The following is a 17008-nucleotide window of genomic DNA, read 5'->3' as shown; positions in this document are numbered from 1 at the left end:
GCATCCCCTGCGGCGCGGCGCAAGCCGCGTGCCCCATCCAATGCCGGCCCTGCCGGCATTTTCTGTTTACGCCCCCGTCCCGCGCTTGACCCGCTCTCCTTCGGCTCCCAAGCGAATGTGGCCGAATTTTCACGTTTAATACGCTTGTCACAGTCTTGCGGCAGTCCGCAGGCTGCGTCACGCATGCACCACAAGAGCGGTGCGCACGATTGAAAATGAACGATTGCACAACATTGCTTCCGGTATGATCATCGGCAAATCTGACAATTATTGTTTCCGGCTTTCGGCTCGAAGGGGTAGCGCATGACGACAGCGGCACGGCGGCTCGATGGAAACCTGCAGGGGGCCATCAATGGTTTCGCCCCGGAACAGGACGACCAACTTCACACGCGGGGGGTGGACGCCCTGCGCGAGGCCATCGAGGACCGCATGGCCCAGCTGCTGACCGGGTCCGGCGACCAGGCCGACCTGCTGGGCGCCGCCATGCGCGCCGGTGCGCTCAGCGCGGGCAAGCGCATGCGTCCGCTGCTGGTGATGCTGGTGGCGCGCGACCTCGGCTGCACCTCGCCGGCCCTGGCCGACGTCGCCTGCGCGGTCGAGATGGTGCATGCGGCCTCGCTGATCCTGGACGACATGCCCTGCATGGACAATGCCCGGCTGCGGCGCGGCAAGCCGGCCATCCACGTCCAGTATGGCGAAGACCTCGCCATATTGGCCTCGGTAGCGCTGCTGAGCCGCGCCTTCGGCGTGCTGGCGAGCGCCGCCGACATTCCGCCGGTGACGCGCGCCCGCCTGGTGGCGCGCCTGAGCGACACGGTCGGCAGCCAGGGCCTGGCGCGCGGCCAGTTCCAGGACCTGCATGGCGGCGCACGCACGCTCGACGCCATCGCCACCACCAACGAACTCAAGACCGGCGTGCTGCTCGGCGTCGCGGTCGACATGGCCGCCATCGTCGCCCAGGCCGACGAGCGCGTGGCGGCCTCGCTGCGCGCCTTCGCGCTGGCGGCCGGCCACGCCTTCCAGATCCGCGACGACTTCCTCGACCTGCCGGGAGAAGACATCGCGCTCACCGGCAGCGCGAGCGGCAAGGACACCGGCAAGGACCTCGGCAAGGCCACCCTGCTTGCCTCGCTCGGCGTCGAGGAGGCGCAGCGCAGGCTGGCGCGCCACCTGCACGATGCGCAGGAGCACCTGGACGATGCGCTCGGCGCCACGGCCGCTACCCGCCGCTTCGTGGGCGGCCTGTTCGCGCAGGGCCGCGCGCGCCTGCGCATTCCGGTCGAGGCCGCACGCAGCCGCGAAGCGCTGGTGAACTGAGCGCGGGGACGCATCACATGGCGCACTTCGGGGTCGTCGCACCTGCGTTCTACAGCCATTTCAGCGCCCTCGCCGCTCTCGCCGGCGAACTGGTGGAACGCGGCCACCGCGTCAGCTTCATCCACCGCCCGGACGCCGCCGCCTACCTGAACGACCCGCGCATCGGCTTCCACACGGTCGGCGCCGGCACCCATCCGCCCGGGTCCCTCGCGGCCGCGCTGCGGCGCGCCGCCAATCCGGGCGGCCCGTTCGGGCTGCGCCGCGTCATCCTCGACATGGCCGCCGGCACCGACATGCTGTGCCGCGAACTGCCGCGCGCCGTCGATACCCTCGGGATCGACGCCGTCATCGCCGACCAGATGGAGGCCGCCGGCGGGCTGGTGGCGGAAGGCCTCGGCCTGCCCTTCGCCTCGGTCGCCTGCGCGCTGCCGGTGAACCGCGAGCCCGGCATCCCGCTGCCCGTCATGCCCTTCGACTACGCCGACGGCGAGCGCGCCCGCAAGATCTACGAAGGCAGCACCCGCGTCTATGACTGGATGATGGCGCCGCACCGGCGCAGCATCGCGGCCAATGCGCGCCGCCTCGGCCTGGCCGCGCGCGACGGGCTGCACGAATGCCTGTCGCCGCTGGCCCAGGTCAGCCAGACCGTGGCCGCCTTCGACTTTCCGCGCCGCGCGCTGCCGCCGCACTTCCACCACGTGGGGCCGCTGCGTCCCACCGGCAAGCGCGCCGGCGGGGCGCTACGGCACGGCATGCCCGCCATCGCGGCCGGCCGGCCCTTCGTGTTCGCCTCGCTGGGCACCATGCAGGGCGGACGCCTGGCGCTGTTCAAGCGCATCGCGCAAGCCTGCCGCGCGCTCGACGTGCAGCTGCTGGTCGCGCACTGCGGCGGACTGGATGCCCGCCAGGAACGCGTCCTCGAGCGCGCCGGCGCTACCTGGGTCTGTGACTTCGCCAACCAGCAGGCGGTCCTGGCACGCGCCGACGCGGTGGTCTCGCACGCCGGGTCGAACACGGTCATGGACGCGATCGCCGCGCGCACGCCGATCCTGGCGCTGCCGATCGCTTTCGACCAGCCCGGGACCGCGGCGCGCGTCGTGCACGCCGGCGTCGGCCTGAAGGCTTCTGCGCGGTTTGCCGGCAGCGCCCAGCTGAAGTCCCTGCTGCAACGCCTGCTCGGCGAAGGCGCATTCGCGGACCGCCTGGAAGCGCTGTCCGACAGCGTGATCTCTGCCGGCGGCACGCTGCGCGCGGCCGACATCATCGAGGATGCGCTGCGGCTGCGGCGCCGGCCGGGACCGGCGAGCATCGGCGCAGCCGCCCTTGGATAGGCCCGTGTCTTCTTCCGCTCCCCTCTACGACCTGGTGCTGGCCGGCGGCGGCCTGGCCAACGGCCTGCTGGCCTGGCGCCTGCGCAGCCTGCGCCCGGAGCTGCGCATCCTGCTGCTCGAGGCGGACGAGCACATCGGCGGCAACCACACCTGGTCCTTCCACGATACCGACCTGAGCCCGGGCCAACGGGCCTGGATCGCGCCCCTGGTCTCACACCGCTGGCCGCGCTACGAGGTCACCTTTCCCGAGCTGGCGCGCACGCTGGAAGGCGGCTACGCCAGCATCGCGTCCAGCGACTTCGCGCGCGTGATCGAGGCGGCGCTCGGCCCCGCGCTGTCGACGCGGGCACGGATCGCATCCGTCACGCCGACCCAGGTAGCGCTGGCGGACGGCGACACCATCCACGCCCGCGCCGTCGTCGACGGGCGCGGCATGCGCGCGAGCGAGCGGCTTTCGCTCGGCTACCAGACCTTCCTCGGCCAGGAACTGCGCCTGGCCGCGCCGCACGGCTTGCGCTGCCCGGTCATCATGGACGCCACCGTCGAACAGCAGGGCGGCTACCGTTTCGTCTACCTGCTGCCTTTCGGACCGGACCGCGTGCTGGTCGAGGACACCCACTACGTCGACAGCGCGGCCTGGCAGCCGGAACGGCTGCGCGCCAACATCGCGGACTACGTGGATGCGCGCGGCTGGCAGATACGCGACGTGGTGCGCGAGGAACAGGGCTCGCTGCCGATCGTGCTCGCCGGCGACTTCGACGCCTTCTGGGCCGACCTGGAGGGACAGCCCAGCAGCGGCCTGCGCGCCGGCCTGTTCCACCCGACCACCGGCTACTCGCTGCCGCATGCGGTGCGGCTGGCCGACCACATCGCGGCCATGGATGACCTGGGCGCCCCGGCACTGTTCGCGGCCATCCGCGAAGAAGCGCGGCGCGAATGGCAGGGCCAGCGTTTCTTCCGGCTGCTCAACCGCATGCTCTTCCTCGCCGGCCGCCCGGAACAGCGCTGGCGCGTGATGCAGCGCTTCTACCGCCTGCCGGCGCCCTTGATCGCGCGCTTCTATGCCGGCCGCCCGCACCTGGGCGACAAGGCGCGTCTGCTCAGCGGCAAACCGCCGGTGCCGGTGGCGCAAGCCCTGGCGGCGGCATGCAAGATCCACCCCGACCAGATCAGGAAACCAGCATGAACGAACAAAAGAAGGCCGTGGTGATCGGCGCCGGTTTCGGCGGCCTGGCGCTCGCGATCCGGCTGCAGGCCAGCGGTACCCAGGTCACCCTGCTGGAAAAGCGCGACAAGCCGGGCGGCCGTGCCTATGTCTACGAAGACCAGGGCTTCGTGTTCGACGCCGGACCGACCGTCATCACCGACCCTTCCTGCCTCGAGGAGCTGTTCACGCTGGCGGGCAAGCGGATGGCCGACTACGTCGAGCTGCTGCCGGTCGCGCCCTTCTACCGCCTGTGCTGGGAAGACGGCAGCCACTTCGACTATGCCAACGACCAGGAGGCGCTCGACCGCCAGATCCACGCGCGCAACCCGGCCGACGTCGAGGGCTACCGGCGCTTCCTGGCCTATTCGAAGGCGGTGTTCGACGAGGGCTACCTGAAGCTGGGCGCCGTGCCTTTCCTATCCTTCCGCGACATGATCGCGGCCGGCCCGCAGCTGGCGCGGCTGCAGGCCTGGCGCAGCGTCTACGGCCTGGTGTCCCGCTTCATCCAGGACGAGCAGCTGCGCCAGGCCTTTTCCTTCCATTCGCTACTTGTGGGCGGCAATCCCTTCGCCACCAGTTCGATCTACACCCTGATCCACGCCCTGGAACGCCGATGGGGCGTGTGGTTCCCGCGCGGCGGCACCGGCGCCCTGGTGCGCGCCATGGTGCGCCTGTTCCAGGACATCGGCGGCCGCATCGAACTGAACGCCCCGGTGGCGCGCATCGAGGCCGAAGGCAGCCGCGTCAGCGGCGTGCGGACCGAGGACGGGCGCCTGTTCCCGGCCGACGCGGTGGCCTCGAATGCCGACGTGGTCCACACCTACGACAAGCTGCTCGGCCAGCACCCGCGCGGCGCGGCCCAGGCCGAGGCGCTGCGCAAGAAGCGCTTCAGCAATTCGCTGTTCGTGCTCTACTTTGGCCTCGACCGGCATCACGATCAGCTGCAGCACCACACGGTCTGCTTCGGCCCGCGCTACCGCGCGCTGATCAAGGACATCTTCCAGGGCCAGGCGCTGGCCGAGGACTTCTCGCTCTACCTGCACGCGCCCTGCGTGACCGACCCCTCGCTGGCGCCGCCCGGCTGCGGCAGTCACTACGTGCTGGCGCCGGTGCCGCACCTGGGCAATGCGCCGATCGACTGGGCGTCCGAGGGCCCGCGCTACCGCGACCGCATTCTCGACTACCTCGAGCAGCGCTACATGCCGGGCCTGCGCAGCCAGCTGGTCACCAGCAGCTTCTTCACCCCGGTCGACTTCCGCGACCAGCTCAACGCCCACCTCGGCTCGGCCTTCTCGCTCGAACCGATCCTGACCCAGAGCGCCTGGTTCCGCCCGCACAACCGCGACGGCGCGCTGTCCAACCTCTACCTGGTGGGCGCCGGCACCCACCCCGGCGCCGGCGTGCCGGGCGTGATCGGATCGGCCAAGGCGACCGCCGGCCTGATGATCGCCGACCTGGCACAGGCATGGACGCCCGGTATGGCCGGGGAGGCGGTGCGGGCATGAGCGAAGCCTTGATGGACCATGCCACCCACAGTATCGAGGTCGGGTCGAAGAGTTTTGCCGCGGCGGCCCGCCTGTTCGATCCGGCGACGCGGCGCAGCGTGCTGATGCTGTATGCCTGGTGCCGCCATTGCGACGACGTGGTCGACGGCCAGGCGCTCGGCTTCAACCTCGCCACGCCCGCGACGCACGATGCGGCCGGCGCGCTGGCGCTGCTCGAGGCGCAAACCCGCCGTGCCTATGCCGGCGAAGCGATGCACGAACCGGCCTTCGCCGCTTTCCAGGAGGTGGCCCTGCGCCACCGCATCGAGCCGCGCTTCGCGCTCGACCACCTGGCCGGCTTCGCCATGGACGTCGACGGCGCCCGCTACGAGAGGATCGAGGACCTGCTGCGCTACTGCTACCACGTGGCCGGGGTGGTCGGGCTGATGATGGCCTCGATCATGGGCGTCCGCGATCCGCGCGTGCTGGACCGCGCCTGCGACTTGGGACTGGCCTTCCAGCTCACCAACATCGCGCGCGACATCGTCGAGGACGCCCGCATGGGCCGCTGCTACCTGCCGGCGCAGTGGCTGCGCGAAGCCGGCATCCCGCCGCGCGAGTTGGCCGAGCCGCGCCACCGTGTGGCACTTGCCGGGCTGGCGGCGCGCTTGGTGGACCATGCCGAGCCCTATTACGACTCGGCGCGCGCGGGGATTGCCGCCCTGCCCCTGCGCTCGGCCTGGGCGATCGCCAGCGCGCGCAATGTCTACCGCCAGATCGGCATCGAAGTGAAGCGGCGCGGACCGCGCGCCTGGGACGAGCGCGCCGGCACCAGCAAGGCGACCAAGTTGTGGCTGCTGGCGAAAGGCGCCGGGAACGCCCTGGCCTCGCGCTTCAGTGCGCGTGATCCCGGCGCCCGTCCGGCGGCGCTGTGGCAGCGTCCGGGCGCTTCGGCGGAGCTCCCCCGTGCAGCGCATGCAAGCGTTGCTTGAGGCTGGCCACCGGCGGCGCATACAGGAAACCGAAGGAGACCGCGCCGTCCCTGCCTTCCACCGCATGGTGCATGCGGTGGGCCTGGTACAGGCGCTTCAGGTAGCCGCTGCGCGGCGTGGTGCGGAAGGGCCAGCGCTGGTGCACCAGGCCGTCGTGGGCGACGAAGTACAGGAAACCGTAGGCCGTCATGCCGGCGCCGATCCATTGCAGCGGCCAGGCGCCGCGGGTGCCGAACCAGATCAGGGCAATCGCCACGCCCGCGAAGACCACGGCGTACAGGTCGTTCTTCTCGAACCAGCCCGTGCGTGGCTCATGGTGCGAGCGGTGCCATCCCCAGCCGAAGCCGTGCATCACGTACTTGTGCGCGACGATGGAAAACACTTCCATCAGGATGACGGTGAGCACGACGATGAAGGCGTTGAGCAGCATGGCGCGAACCGGATAAGGGGATACGGCGAGCCTATCACACGCGCGGGCGCGCACGCCATCCGGAGCGGTTCACCGGCGGTACAACAATTCACTTTGAAAGGACATTCATGCCTAAGCTGGCTTCCGCCCTGCTCTCCTGCACCTTCCTGCTGGCGGCAAGCCCTGCCCCGGCCGCGACGATCGAAGTGCGCGTGTCGAACGTCGCCGGCGGCAAGGGCCAGGTCAATGTCGCCGTGTGCGACCGCGAACGCTTCCTCAAGCAGTGCGCCTACAGCGCCTCGGTGCCGGCCCTGGCCGGCGAGACCGTGGTCATCCTCAAGAACATTCCGGCCGGCACCTGGGCCGTGCTGGCCTACCAGGACGAGAACGAAAACAGCGAGCTCGACCGCAACTTCATCGGCATCCCGAAGGAGAATTACGGCTTCAGCCGCGATGCCGCCGGCCGCTTCGGGCCGCCCGGCTTCGACGACGCCGCCATCGAGGTCCGTGAGGGCACGACCCTTGCCCCGATCCGGCTCCACTGAGGCAAAAAACGCCCATCCGCGGTGCGCCGGGGCGCCGGTGTGCACGCTCCGGGAGCAAGCTTGCTCCCGCTAAAAAATAACGATAGGAATCAGATAATTCTTCGGGTATCTTTGTGGTCTGACGCGTGGCCGGGCGGCGTTTCCGGCCATGATCGATAACACGGACGCAGGATGCGATGCCTGCGCTGGCTTGCTAGGGGAACGAGTAAATGAACGAGTTGGTCAATGCCATTAACGAATACGTCTGGAGCCTGGCCTTAATTGGCCTGTGCCTGGGCGCCGGCCTGTATTTCTCCATCCGGTCGCGCTTCCTGCAGGTGCGCCACGTCGGCGAAATGGTTCGCCTGATGTGGGACGGCAAGAGCTCCGAGCAGGGCGTCTCGTCCTTCCAGGCCCTGGCCATGACCCTGGCCGGCCGTGTCGGCACCGGCAACATCGCCGGCGTCGCCACCGCCATCACCTTCGGCGGCCCCGGCGCCGTGTTCTGGATGTGGATGATGGCCTTCCTGGGCGCCAGCTCGGCCTTCGTCGAATCCACCCTCGGCCAGGTCTACAAGGAAACGATCAACAAGCAGTTCCGCGGCGGCCCCGCCTTCTACATCGAGAAGGGCCTGGGCGTGAAGTGGTACGCGGTGCTGTTCGCGGTCGTCACCATCCTCGCCACCGGCCTGCTGCTGCCGGGCGTGCAGGCCAATTCGATCGCCGAAAGCCTGCATACCGCGACCGGCGTCGACACCATGTACACCGGCATCGGCCTGGCCCTGGTGCTGGCCTTCATCATCTTCGGCGGCGTCAAGCGCATTGCGACCTTCGCCGAATTCGTGGTGCCTTTCATGGCGATCGGCTACATCCTGGTGGCCTGCTTCATCGTGGCGATCAACATCGATCAGCTGCCGGGCGTGCTGAAGCTGATCTTCAGCTCGGCCTTCGGCCTGGACGCCGGCTTCGGCGCCATCCTCGGCCTGGCGATCCAGTGGGGCGTCAAGCGCGGCGTGTACTCGAACGAAGCCGGCCAGGGCACCGGCCCGCACGCTTCCTCGGCCGCTGAAGTGAGCCACCCGGCCAAGCAGGGCCTGGTGCAGGGCTTCTCGGTCTACATCGACACCCTGTTCGTGTGCTCGGCCACCGCCTTCATGCTCCTGATCACCGGCCAGTACAACGTGCAGGCCCCGGACGGTTCGCCGATGTTCGTCGGCGTGCAGGGCGTGGCCTCGGGTCCGGGCTATGTCCAGACTGCGCTGGAAAACATCATGCCGGGCTTCGGCTCGCTGTTCGTCGCCATCGCCCTGCTGTTCTTTGCGGGCACTACCATCGTCGCCTATTACTACATCGCCGAAACCAACATCGCCTACCTCAACCGCACCACCAACCGTCCGTGGCTGACCCTGGTGCTGAAGCTGGGCATGATCGCCTCGACCATCTACGGCGCCGTCAAGACCGCCGACGTGGCCTGGGCGCTGGGCGACCTGGGCGTGGGCCTGATGGCCTGGCTGAACCTGATCGCCATCCTCCTGATGCGCGACACCGCCTTCAAGTGCCTGCGCGACTACGAGGCGCAGAAGAAGCTGGGCAAGGATCCGGACTTCGATCCGGTGGCGCTGGGCATCAAGAACGCGCACTTCTGGGAGCAGCGCGTGGCCCTCGCGAAGAAACAGCCGAAGGCGGGCGACACGGTCGCTACGGAAATCGTCGGCTAAGCCTGCCGGGCTGCGGCCGCTTGGTGCGGCCGCAGCCCGGGTCAGGCGGACAGGCCTTTCTGCAGCAACTCGGCGACCAGCTGGTTCAGCTCAACGCCCTTCTCCTTGCTCAGCGTCTGCAGCTGCTGCACCAGGTCGCCGTTCAGTTTGACGGCAAACGGCACCAGTCCCAAGGCGCGATCACGTTCGCGCTGTTCGCGGCGGTCGGGCGCGGCCGCCTTGCCTGCCGCACCGAAGGCGGCTCCTTGCGCCCCCATCTGGTTCATCAGTTTCTTTGCATCGCTTTTTGCCAGGTCGGTCTTTTTCATCGCATGCCTCTATGTTGTCGAAGCTGGATTCTACTCGTGAATAGGACCGCCACCCGGAATTCGTTCAGCGCGCCGCCTCGAACATGGCCGTCAGCGCAGCGGCATTGCCGCCTTCCGGGCAGCCGGCCGCGTGTCCAGCCAGCTTGCCGTCCTTGAGCAGGAAAAACTCGGGGGTGTACGCGGCGATGTGAGCAGCTTCAGGTTCGCCTCACCCAAGCGCGCCAGCAACACCGGATTGCTGCGCAGCGCGGCGAGTGCATTGCGCGAGAAACCGCAGCCCGCACCGACTACCATCAGCAGTTCCCTGCCGGCGGGCGGCGGTGCTGCACGGCGCGTCAGCACGTTCGTGCCGCTGTCGTATTCGTACAGGCTGCGTCCGCTGAAGCCCTGACCGAGCGTGTCGACCACGGCGGGAATCTTCCGATGGCCGAGATGTGGCCGGTCCGCGACAAACATCTTCGCTTCGCTGAAGCGCCGGGTGTCGATGCCGCGCGCTAGCACATGTGCGGTGGCCTGTGAGTCCGGATCGCGTTGTTGCTCCGCTTCAGCGCAGCCGTCTCCATTGCGCGGGCAAATTCCTCTTCATAACGACGTGCGATGCGCGTGGTGTGGTTCGTACTCGTGGCATTCGCCGCACTCGTGAGTCTCACTTCAGGCGGCAGGTCAGCGCCCAGCAGCTGTCCCAGCGCCCGATCTTGATCTCGCGCACCGCCGTCCCCAGGCGCTTGCGCAGCGCGCTGTCGGTCGGATAGTTCTTGGGCAGCTCGTGGCGATTGCCGTCCGCGTCCACGAACTGGGCCCAGGTATTGCCTTGGGCGTCGGTGCGCGCGACCGTCGGGCTGGCGCCTTCGACGTACTCGTCGTCGATCAGCACCAGCAGCGCATCCTTGCCGATGCGGGCACGCAGGCCGGCCAGGAAGGCGTCCTGCTGCTCCTTTTTGAAGTGCGACCACAGGAAACCGGCGAACACCGCGGTGAATTTCCCCAGATCCGTGGGCAGGTTCAGCGCATCGACCACGCGGTACTCGACGTTTTCCAGCCCTTCGCCATGCTCGCGCGCCACGTTCAGCATGGCTTCGCTGATGTCGGTCGCCAGCACGGACTGGGCCGTCTCGGCGATCACGTCGGTGAAGTAGCCGGTGCCGCAGCCCAACTCGAGCACGGTGTGCCCGCGCATCAGGTCCGCGACCTGCTCGGCCACGTCGTCGAGGTCGTCCTGGCGGTCTTCGTCGGTTTCGTCGTGGAACTGGGCGTCGTAGTGGTCCGCGATGGCCGTGTAGAAGTCCGCGACTGGATTGGTACTCATGGTATTTCCTTATATTACAGTTCGTAGTTCTCGCCGCCGCGCATGGCGGACTCGACCATTTTGCGGTTGAGCGTCGGGGCGAGCAATTCGATGAAGGTATAAATGTAGCTGCGCAGGTAGGCGCCCTGCTTGACCGCCACGCGCGAGATGTTCATGCCGAACAGCTGGCCCACGGGAATCGCGCGCAGGTTGCGGTCGCGCTCCGGATCGAAGGCCATGCCGGCAATGATGCCCACGCCCATGCCCAGCTCGACATAGGTCTTGATGACGTCGGCATCGATCGCTTCCAGCAGCACGTCCGGCTTCAGGCTGCGCAAGCCGAAGGCATGGTCGATCTTGCTGCGGCCGGCGAATGCCGCATCGTAGGTGATGACCGGATAGGACGCGATTTCCTCCAGCGACACGGCTTTGGAGCGCAGCAGCGGGTGCTCGGGCGGCACGACCAGCACGTGTTCCCACTGGTAGCACGGCAGTGTGATCAGGCCGTCGATGGCGGCAATCGACTCGGTGGCGATGGCCAGGTCGGCCTGATCGTTCTTGACCATGTCGGCGATCTGCTTCGGATTCCCTTGCAATAAAGACAAGCGCACCTTGGGGTACTTCTGCATGAAGGCCTGCACCACCTTCGGCAGCATGTAGCGCGCCTGGGTGTGGGTGGTGGCAATGGTGAAGCTGCCGCTGTCATGGGCCGCGTATTCCTTGCCGATGCGCTTGAGGCTGTCGATCTCCTGCATGATCAGCTCGACCGACTGCAGCACCAGGCGGCCCGGCTCGGTGAGCCCGCGGATGCGCTTGCCATGGCGGGTGAAGATGTCGACGCCGAGCTCTTCCTCGAGTTCGATGATGGCTTTCGAGACCCCGGGCTGGGAGGTGAACAGGGCCTTGGCCGCATCGGTCAGGTTGTAGTTCTGGCGGACGGCTTCGCGCACGAAGCGCAGCTGGTGAAGATTCATGTAGTGATTCGGTTCTTATGATTGTGTCAGCAGACGACATTTTAAGATGCTTATTCAAGTTACGCATATAAGCAAATGAATTCTCCGTAGTTTGGAATATAAGCGCCACCCCCTAGACTTGGCCAACCATTTAACGGGTGGACAGTGTAGCAATGGGTCCATCCACACCGGACGAGACCATGTACCGCTACGACCACTACGACCATCTCATCGTGCGCGAACGCATCGCGCAGTACCGCAGCCAGGTGGAGCGCCGCCTGAACGGTGAGCTGACCGAAGAAGAATTCCTGCCGCTGCGCCTGCAGAACGGCCTATACATGCAGCGCCACGCCTACATGCTGCGCGTCGCCGTGCCCTATGGCCTGCTGTCCTCGGCCCAGATGCGCATGTTCGCTCATATTGCCCGTAAGTACGACCGTGGTTACGGCCATTTCACCACCCGCCAGAACATCCAGTACAACTGGATTGAGCTGGAGCAAACGCCGAGCATCCTGGAAGACCTGGCCTCGGTCGAGATGCACGCCATCCAGACCTCGGGCAATTGCATCCGCAACATCACCACCGACGAATTCGCCGGCGTGGCCGCCGACGAGATCATCGATCCGCGCCCTTTCGCCGAGATCCTGCGCCAGTGGAGCACCTTCCACCCCGAGTTCATCGCCCTGCCGCGCAAGTTCAAGGTGGCGATCAATGGCGCCGTCGAAGACCGCGCCGCCATCGCCATCCACGACATCGGCCTGACCCTGGTCAAGAATGACGCGGGCGAAGTCGGCTTCAAGTTCATGGCCGGCGGCGGCATGGGCCGTACCCCGATCCTGGGCTCGGTGATCCGCGACTTCCTGCCGTGGCAGCACCTGCTGACCTATACCGAAGCCGTGATGCGCGTGTACAACCAATACGGCCGCCGCGACAACAAGTACAAGGCCCGCATCAAGATCCTGCTGAAGGCCCTCGGCGTCGAGGAGTTCACGCGCCAGGTCGAAGCCGAATGGGCCGACCTGAAGGATGGTCCGGAAACCCTGACCCGGGAAGAATTCGACCGCGTCGCCCAGTGGTTCCAGCCGCACGGCTATGCCCAGCTGGACGATAGCGATCCGGCTGCCCGGCATCCGGACAACCGCGCCTTCGCCAACTGGCTCAACCGCAACGTCAAGCCGCACAAGGTGGCGGGCTATGCCGCCGTGGTGCTGTCGCTCAAGAAGACCGGCGTGCCGCCGGGCGATGCGACTGCCGAGCAGATGGACTTCGTGGCCGACCTGGCCGACAAGTACAGCTTCGGTGAACTGCGCGTGACCCACGAACAGAACCTGGTGCTGGCCGACGTCGAGCAGTCGAAACTGTTCGAACTGTGGCAGCTGGTGAAAGCCAAGGGCCTGGCGACGCCGAACATCGGCCTGCTGACCGACATCATCGCTTGCCCGGGCGGCGATTTCTGCTCGCTGGCGAACGCCAAGTCGATCCCGATCGCGGCCGCCATCGCGGAACGCTTCGACAACCTCGACTTCCAGCACGACATCGGCGACATCGAACTGAACATCTCGGGCTGCATCAACGCCTGCGGCCACCACCACGTGGGTGCGATCGGCATCCTCGGCGTCGACAAGGACGGCAGCGAGTGGTACCAGGTGTCGATCGGCGGCTCGCAGGGCAACAACTCGGCGATCGGCAAGATCATCGGGCCCTCTTTCTCGGCGCAGCAGATGCCGGAAGTGGTCGGCCGCCTGCTCGAGGTCTACGTGCGCGAGCGCTTCGAGGGCGAACGCTTCGTCGACACCGCCCAGCGCCTGGGTGTCGCGCCGTTCAAGGAATACGTGTATGCCACGCCGATCGCGGCGGGCGAACTGGTTGGAGAAGACCACTATGCTTAATTCGCACAAGCAGATCATCAAGCACCGCGAAGTGGTCGAAGACGACTGGGCGGTCCTGCGTCTCGACGAGGGTCAGGCTGCGGAAACCGTCGAAGTCCCGGAAGGCAAGATCATCGTGCCGCTGACCGTATGGCAGGCGCAGCGCGCGGCGCTGTCCGGCCGCGCCGAGATCGGCGTCTGGCTCGCGCCGGACGAACAGGCGGCAAGCATCAAGGACGACCTGCATCGCTTCGGCGTGATCGCCGTGGACTTCCCCAAGTTCTCGGACGGCCGCGGCTACTCGACCGCCTTCAACCTGCGCAAGCGCCTCGGCTACACCGGCGAGCTGCGCGCCATCGGCGACGTGCTGCGCGACCAGCTGTGGCCCCTGTCGCGCGTCGGCTTCGATGCCTTCGCCACCCGCCAGGACCGCAGCATCCACGACGCGCTCAAGGGCTTGACCGTGTTCTCGGAAACCTACCAGGCCTCGGTCGACCAGCCGCTGCCGTTGTTCCGCCGCGCGCCGCGCGGCACGCCGCCCGAACTGACGGACGTCGGCGCGGGCATCTAAAGGAAGCACCATGAGCGACCTGCACCACCGCGTCGAGGAAACCCAGGCCATCCTGGCACGCATCGCCCGCGAGTACTCGCCCGCGGTGTTTGCATCGAGCCTGGCGGCCGAGGACATGGTCCTGACCGACCTGATCCTGAAAGCACAACTGCCGATCGGGATCTTCTCGCTCGAGACCGGCCGCCTGCACGCCGAGACCCTGGACATGCTGAAGCGCGTGCGCGAGACCTATGGCTACGAGATCGCCCTGTTCCGCCCGCAGCCCGAGGCGGTCGAGGCCTACGTGGCGCAGAACGGCCTGAACGCCTTCTACGACAGCGTCGAGATGCGCAAGGAATGCTGCCGCGTGCGCAAGGTCGAGCCGCTGGGCCGCGCGCTCAGCGGCAACAAGGCCTGGATCACCGGCCAGCGCCGCGCGCAATCCACCACCCGCGCCGAACTGGCGGTCCAGGAAGACGACGCCGCCCACGGCCTGCAGAAGTTCAACCCGCTGGCCGACTGGTCGGAAGAGAACGTGTGGGACTACCTGCGCGCCAACAAGGTGCCCTACAACGCCCTGCACGACCGCGGCTATCCCTCGATCGGCTGCGAACCCTGCACCCGCGCGATCCAGCCGGGCGAGGACGTGCGCGCCGGGCGCTGGTGGTGGGAAAACCCCGAGTCGAAGGAATGCGGCCTGCACGTGGTCGACGGCAAACTCATTCGCATCAAATCCGTGGCCGCGTAAGCAGCCAATACGCAGCCAACAACAGGCAAACCAACATGACGACAGTATTCGACAATCCGGGCGTACTCACCGACGTGAACGCGCGCCACCTCGACGCCCTCGAATCCGAGGCCATCCACATCCTGCGCGAAGTGGCGGCCGAATGCAGCAACCCCGCCCTGCTGTTCTCGGGCGGGAAGGATTCGGTCGTGCTGCTGCGCCTGGCCGAAAAAGCCTTCCGTCCGGGTAAATTCCCGTTCCCGCTGGTGCACATCGACACCGGCCACAACTTCGCAGAAGTGATCGCCTTCCGCGATGCGCGCGTGGCGGAACTGGGCGAGCGCCTGATCGTCGGCTCGGTCGAGGATTCGATCAAGCGCGGCACCGTGCGCCTGCGTAACCCGGCGACCGACTCGCGCAACGCCGCCCAGGCCGTGACCCTGCTGGAAACCATCGCCGAACACGGCTTCGACGCCTGCATCGGCGGCGCCCGCCGCGACGAGGAAAAGGCGCGCGCCAAGGAACGCATCTTCTCCTTCCGCGACGAATTCGGCCAGTGGGATCCGAAGGCCCAGCGCCCGGAGCTGTGGGACCTGTATAACACCCGCGTCCACCCGGGCGAGAACATGCGCGTGTTCCCGATCTCGAACTGGACCGAGCTGGACGTGTGGCAGTACATCGCCCGCGAGAAGCTGGCCTTGCCCCCGATCTACTTCGCGCACGAGCGCCAGGTGATCCCGCGCAACGGCCTGCTGGTGCCGCTGACACCCCTGACCCCGGCCCGTGAAGGCGAGACGGTCGAGACCCGCACCGTGCGCTTCCGCACCGTGGGCGACATCTCCTGCACCTGCCCGGTGGCATCCAACGCCAGCACCGTGGAGAACATCATCGCCGAGACGGCCGTCACCGAAGTGACCGAGCGCGGCGCGACCCGGATGGACGACCAGACCTCCGAAGCCTCGATGGAAAAACGCAAGAAGCAAGGATATTTCTGATGAATGCCCGCATTGACACCCCCTTTGATAACCTCCACCAGAGCGGTATGCTGCGCTTCATCACCGCGGGTTCCGTCGACGACGGCAAGAGCACCCTGATCGGCCGCCTGCTGTACGACAGCAAGGGCATCTTCGCCGACCAGCTGGCCGCCGTCTCGCGCTCGAAGCACAAGCGCACCGTGGGCGACACCATCGACCTGTCGCTGCTGACCGACGGCCTGGAAGCCGAGCGCGAACAGGGCATTACCATCGACGTGGCCTACCGCTACTTCGCCACGCCGAAGCGCAAGTTCATCATCGCCGACACCCCGGGCCACGAGCAGTACACCCGCAACATGGTGACCGGCGCCTCGACCGCCGACGCCGTGATCATCCTGGTGGACGTCTCGAAGGTAAAACTGGGCGACGACGGCAGCGTGGAGCTGCTGGTGCAGACCAAGCGCCACTCGACCATCGCCAAGCTGCTGCAGATCGAACACGTGATCGTGGCCGTCAACAAGATGGACCTGGTGAACTACGACCAGGCCGTGTACGACCGCATCGTCGCCGCCTACGGTGAATTCGCGCAATCGCTGGGCCTGAAGGACGTCACCGCGATCCCGCTGTCGGCCCTGGCCGGCGACAACGTGGTGGATGCGTCGGAAAAGATGCCGTGGTACGCCGGCCCGACCCTGATCGAGCTGCTCGAAGGCCTGTCGGTCTACGATGAATCGCACGCCGCACCCTTCCGCTTCCCGGTGCAGCTGGTGGCGCGCCACAACGGCCACGAAGCCAATGACTTCCGCGGCTACATGGGCCGCATCGAGTCGGGCAAGGTCTCCGTTGGGGACAAGCTCGTCGTCCAGCCTTCGGGCCAGACCGCCACCGTCAAGGACATCGTGACCTTCGACGGTTCGCTGCAATCGGCCGTGGCCGGCCAGTCGGTCACCCTGCTGCTGAACGAATACCTCGACATTTCGCGCGGCGACCTGCTGGCAAGCAGCGAGCAGCCGGCCACCCAGCTGAAGCAGGTGGTGGCGGACGTGTGCTGGATGTCGGACGAACCGCTGGATGCGCGCCGCAAGTACTGGATCAAGCATGGCACCCGCCAGACCGCTGCCAAGATCAAGCAGGTGGACAGCATCCTCGACGTCAACACCCAGCAGCGCAAGGCAGGCGACCTGGCCGACGGCCTGAAGCTGAACGACATCGCCAGCGTGCAGCTCACCGTCCAGCAGCCGCTGGCGGCCGACGCCTACGCCGACAACCGCGCCACTGGGGCCTTCATCCTGATCGACGAAGTCACCCACCAGACCGTCGCGGCAGGTATGATCCGTCTGGATCAACACCAATAAGGGAAA

At 67.1% G+C, this 17008-nt stretch carries 17 protein-coding genes; 12 read left to right on the top strand and 5 right to left on the bottom strand.

What is annotated here, in order from left to right; translation table 11 throughout:
* Positions 1-303 precede the first annotated feature (303 nt).
* From AC56LK_RS18440 to crtB, 5 genes are read left to right on the top strand one after another with little or no spacing between them, the layout of a single operon-like run.
* Positions 304-1317, top strand: coding sequence for a polyprenyl synthetase family protein (locus AC56LK_RS18440; RefSeq protein WP_497185940.1), 1014 nt, complete (start codon positions 304-306; stop codon positions 1315-1317).
* A gap of 17 nt (positions 1318-1334) precedes the next feature.
* Complete coding sequence (locus AC56LK_RS18435) at positions 1335-2648, top strand: glycosyltransferase (RefSeq protein ID WP_497185939.1); 1314 nt, start codon at positions 1335-1337, stop codon at positions 2646-2648.
* Between the two features lie 4 nt (positions 2649-2652).
* Positions 2653-3834 carry a lycopene beta-cyclase CrtY gene (crtY, locus tag AC56LK_RS18430; protein ID WP_497185938.1) on the top strand — a complete coding sequence of 394 codons (1182 nt, stop codon included), beginning with the start codon at positions 2653-2655 and terminating at the stop codon, positions 3832-3834.
* Positions 3831-5360 carry a phytoene desaturase gene (locus AC56LK_RS18425; RefSeq protein WP_497185937.1) on the top strand — a complete coding sequence of 510 codons (1530 nt, stop codon included), beginning with the start codon at positions 3831-3833 and terminating at the stop codon, positions 5358-5360. The genes crtY and AC56LK_RS18425 overlap by 4 nt, the downstream gene beginning before the upstream one ends.
* Complete coding sequence (gene crtB, locus AC56LK_RS18420; protein WP_497185936.1) at positions 5357-6331, top strand: 15-cis-phytoene synthase CrtB; 975 nt, start codon at positions 5357-5359, stop codon at positions 6329-6331. The genes AC56LK_RS18425 and crtB overlap by 4 nt, the downstream gene beginning before the upstream one ends.
* On the opposite strand, the gene AC56LK_RS18415 is transcribed toward crtB, so the two are convergent.
* Positions 6234-6761, bottom strand: coding sequence for a sterol desaturase family protein (locus tag AC56LK_RS18415; RefSeq protein WP_497185935.1), 528 nt, complete (start codon positions 6759-6761; stop codon positions 6234-6236). The genes crtB and AC56LK_RS18415 overlap by 98 nt on opposite strands.
* Positions 6762-6868: 107 nt before the next feature.
* Between AC56LK_RS18415 and AC56LK_RS18410 the strand changes: the two genes are divergently transcribed.
* Positions 6869-7285 carry a DUF2141 domain-containing protein gene (locus AC56LK_RS18410; protein ID WP_497185934.1) on the top strand — a complete coding sequence of 139 codons (417 nt, stop codon included), beginning with the start codon at positions 6869-6871 and terminating at the stop codon, positions 7283-7285.
* A gap of 209 nt (positions 7286-7494) precedes the next feature.
* Positions 7495-8982, top strand: coding sequence for an alanine/glycine:cation symporter family protein (locus tag AC56LK_RS18405; RefSeq protein WP_497185933.1), 1488 nt, complete (start codon positions 7495-7497; stop codon positions 8980-8982).
* 41 nt (positions 8983-9023) lie between these two features.
* On the opposite strand, the gene AC56LK_RS18400 is transcribed toward AC56LK_RS18405, so the two are convergent.
* From AC56LK_RS18400 to AC56LK_RS18385, 4 genes are all read right to left on the bottom strand, one after another.
* Complete coding sequence (locus AC56LK_RS18400) at positions 9024-9290, bottom strand: hypothetical protein (protein WP_497185932.1); 267 nt, start codon at positions 9288-9290, stop codon at positions 9024-9026.
* 90 nt (positions 9291-9380) lie between these two features.
* The gene (locus AC56LK_RS18395) at positions 9381-9746 is read right to left on the bottom strand and encodes a hypothetical protein (RefSeq protein ID WP_497185931.1); all 366 of its coding nucleotides are present in this window, start codon (positions 9744-9746) and stop codon (positions 9381-9383) included.
* A gap of 190 nt (positions 9747-9936) precedes the next feature.
* A complete protein-coding gene (locus tag AC56LK_RS18390) occupies positions 9937-10596 on the bottom strand; it encodes a class I SAM-dependent methyltransferase (RefSeq protein ID WP_497185930.1) in 660 nt (219 codons plus the stop codon).
* Between the two features lie 14 nt (positions 10597-10610).
* Positions 10611-11549, bottom strand: coding sequence for a CysB family HTH-type transcriptional regulator (locus AC56LK_RS18385; protein WP_497185929.1), 939 nt, complete (start codon positions 11547-11549; stop codon positions 10611-10613).
* 179 nt (positions 11550-11728) lie between these two features.
* Between AC56LK_RS18385 and AC56LK_RS18380 the strand changes: the two genes are divergently transcribed.
* From AC56LK_RS18380 to AC56LK_RS18360, 5 genes are read left to right on the top strand one after another with little or no spacing between them, the layout of a single operon-like run.
* On the top strand, positions 11729-13417 hold the full coding sequence (locus AC56LK_RS18380; RefSeq protein ID WP_497185999.1) for a nitrite/sulfite reductase: 1689 nt from the start codon (positions 11729-11731) through the stop codon (positions 13415-13417).
* Positions 13410-13967 carry a DUF934 domain-containing protein gene (locus tag AC56LK_RS18375; protein ID WP_497185928.1) on the top strand — a complete coding sequence of 186 codons (558 nt, stop codon included), beginning with the start codon at positions 13410-13412 and terminating at the stop codon, positions 13965-13967. The genes AC56LK_RS18380 and AC56LK_RS18375 overlap by 8 nt, the downstream gene beginning before the upstream one ends.
* A 10-nt stretch (positions 13968-13977) precedes the next feature.
* Entirely contained in the window at positions 13978-14694 is a 717-nt protein-coding gene (locus AC56LK_RS18370; protein WP_497185927.1) for a phosphoadenylyl-sulfate reductase, read from the top strand.
* Positions 14695-14729: 35 nt separating this feature from the next.
* Positions 14730-15668 (top strand): sulfate adenylyltransferase subunit CysD, encoded by a 939-nt coding sequence (gene cysD, locus AC56LK_RS18365; RefSeq protein ID WP_497185926.1) that lies wholly within the window; start codon positions 14730-14732, stop codon positions 15666-15668.
* Complete coding sequence (locus AC56LK_RS18360; protein ID WP_497185925.1) at positions 15668-17002, top strand: sulfate adenylyltransferase subunit 1; 1335 nt, start codon at positions 15668-15670, stop codon at positions 17000-17002. The genes cysD and AC56LK_RS18360 overlap by 1 nt, the downstream gene beginning before the upstream one ends.
* The last annotated feature ends 6 nt before the right edge of the window (positions 17003-17008 follow it).

Source organism: Telluria sp. ZB4P36, assembly GCF_059685865.1.
Note: the sequence above shows the minus strand (reverse complement) of the source record. Positions and strands in the feature narration are given on the sequence as shown.

Coding starts and splice junctions, on each gene's coding strand:
- AC56LK_RS18440 (WP_497185940.1), top strand. CDS start 304: ATGACGACAGCGGCACGGCGGCTCGATGGAAACCTGCAGGGGGCCATC.
- AC56LK_RS18435 (WP_497185939.1), top strand. CDS start 1,335: ATGGCGCACTTCGGGGTCGTCGCACCTGCGTTCTACAGCCATTTCAGC.
- AC56LK_RS18425 (WP_497185937.1), top strand. CDS start 3,831: ATGAACGAACAAAAGAAGGCCGTGGTGATCGGCGCCGGTTTCGGCGGC.
- crtB (WP_497185936.1), top strand. CDS start 5,357: ATGAGCGAAGCCTTGATGGACCATGCCACCCACAGTATCGAGGTCGGG.
- AC56LK_RS18415 (WP_497185935.1), bottom strand. CDS start 6,761: ATGCTGCTCAACGCCTTCATCGTCGTGCTCACCGTCATCCTGATGGAA.
- AC56LK_RS18410 (WP_497185934.1), top strand. CDS start 6,869: ATGCCTAAGCTGGCTTCCGCCCTGCTCTCCTGCACCTTCCTGCTGGCG.
- AC56LK_RS18405 (WP_497185933.1), top strand. CDS start 7,495: ATGAACGAGTTGGTCAATGCCATTAACGAATACGTCTGGAGCCTGGCC.
- AC56LK_RS18400 (WP_497185932.1), bottom strand. CDS start 9,290: ATGAAAAAGACCGACCTGGCAAAAAGCGATGCAAAGAAACTGATGAAC.
- AC56LK_RS18395 (WP_497185931.1), bottom strand. CDS start 9,746: ATGTTTGTCGCGGACCGGCCACATCTCGGCCATCGGAAGATTCCCGCC.
- AC56LK_RS18390 (WP_497185930.1), bottom strand. CDS start 10,596: ATGAGTACCAATCCAGTCGCGGACTTCTACACGGCCATCGCGGACCAC.
- AC56LK_RS18385 (WP_497185929.1), bottom strand. CDS start 11,549: ATGAATCTTCACCAGCTGCGCTTCGTGCGCGAAGCCGTCCGCCAGAAC.
- AC56LK_RS18380 (WP_497185999.1), top strand. CDS start 11,729: ATGTACCGCTACGACCACTACGACCATCTCATCGTGCGCGAACGCATC.
- AC56LK_RS18375 (WP_497185928.1), top strand. CDS start 13,410: ATGCTTAATTCGCACAAGCAGATCATCAAGCACCGCGAAGTGGTCGAA.
- AC56LK_RS18370 (WP_497185927.1), top strand. CDS start 13,978: ATGAGCGACCTGCACCACCGCGTCGAGGAAACCCAGGCCATCCTGGCA.
- cysD (WP_497185926.1), top strand. CDS start 14,730: ATGACGACAGTATTCGACAATCCGGGCGTACTCACCGACGTGAACGCG.
- AC56LK_RS18360 (WP_497185925.1), top strand. CDS start 15,668: ATGAATGCCCGCATTGACACCCCCTTTGATAACCTCCACCAGAGCGGT.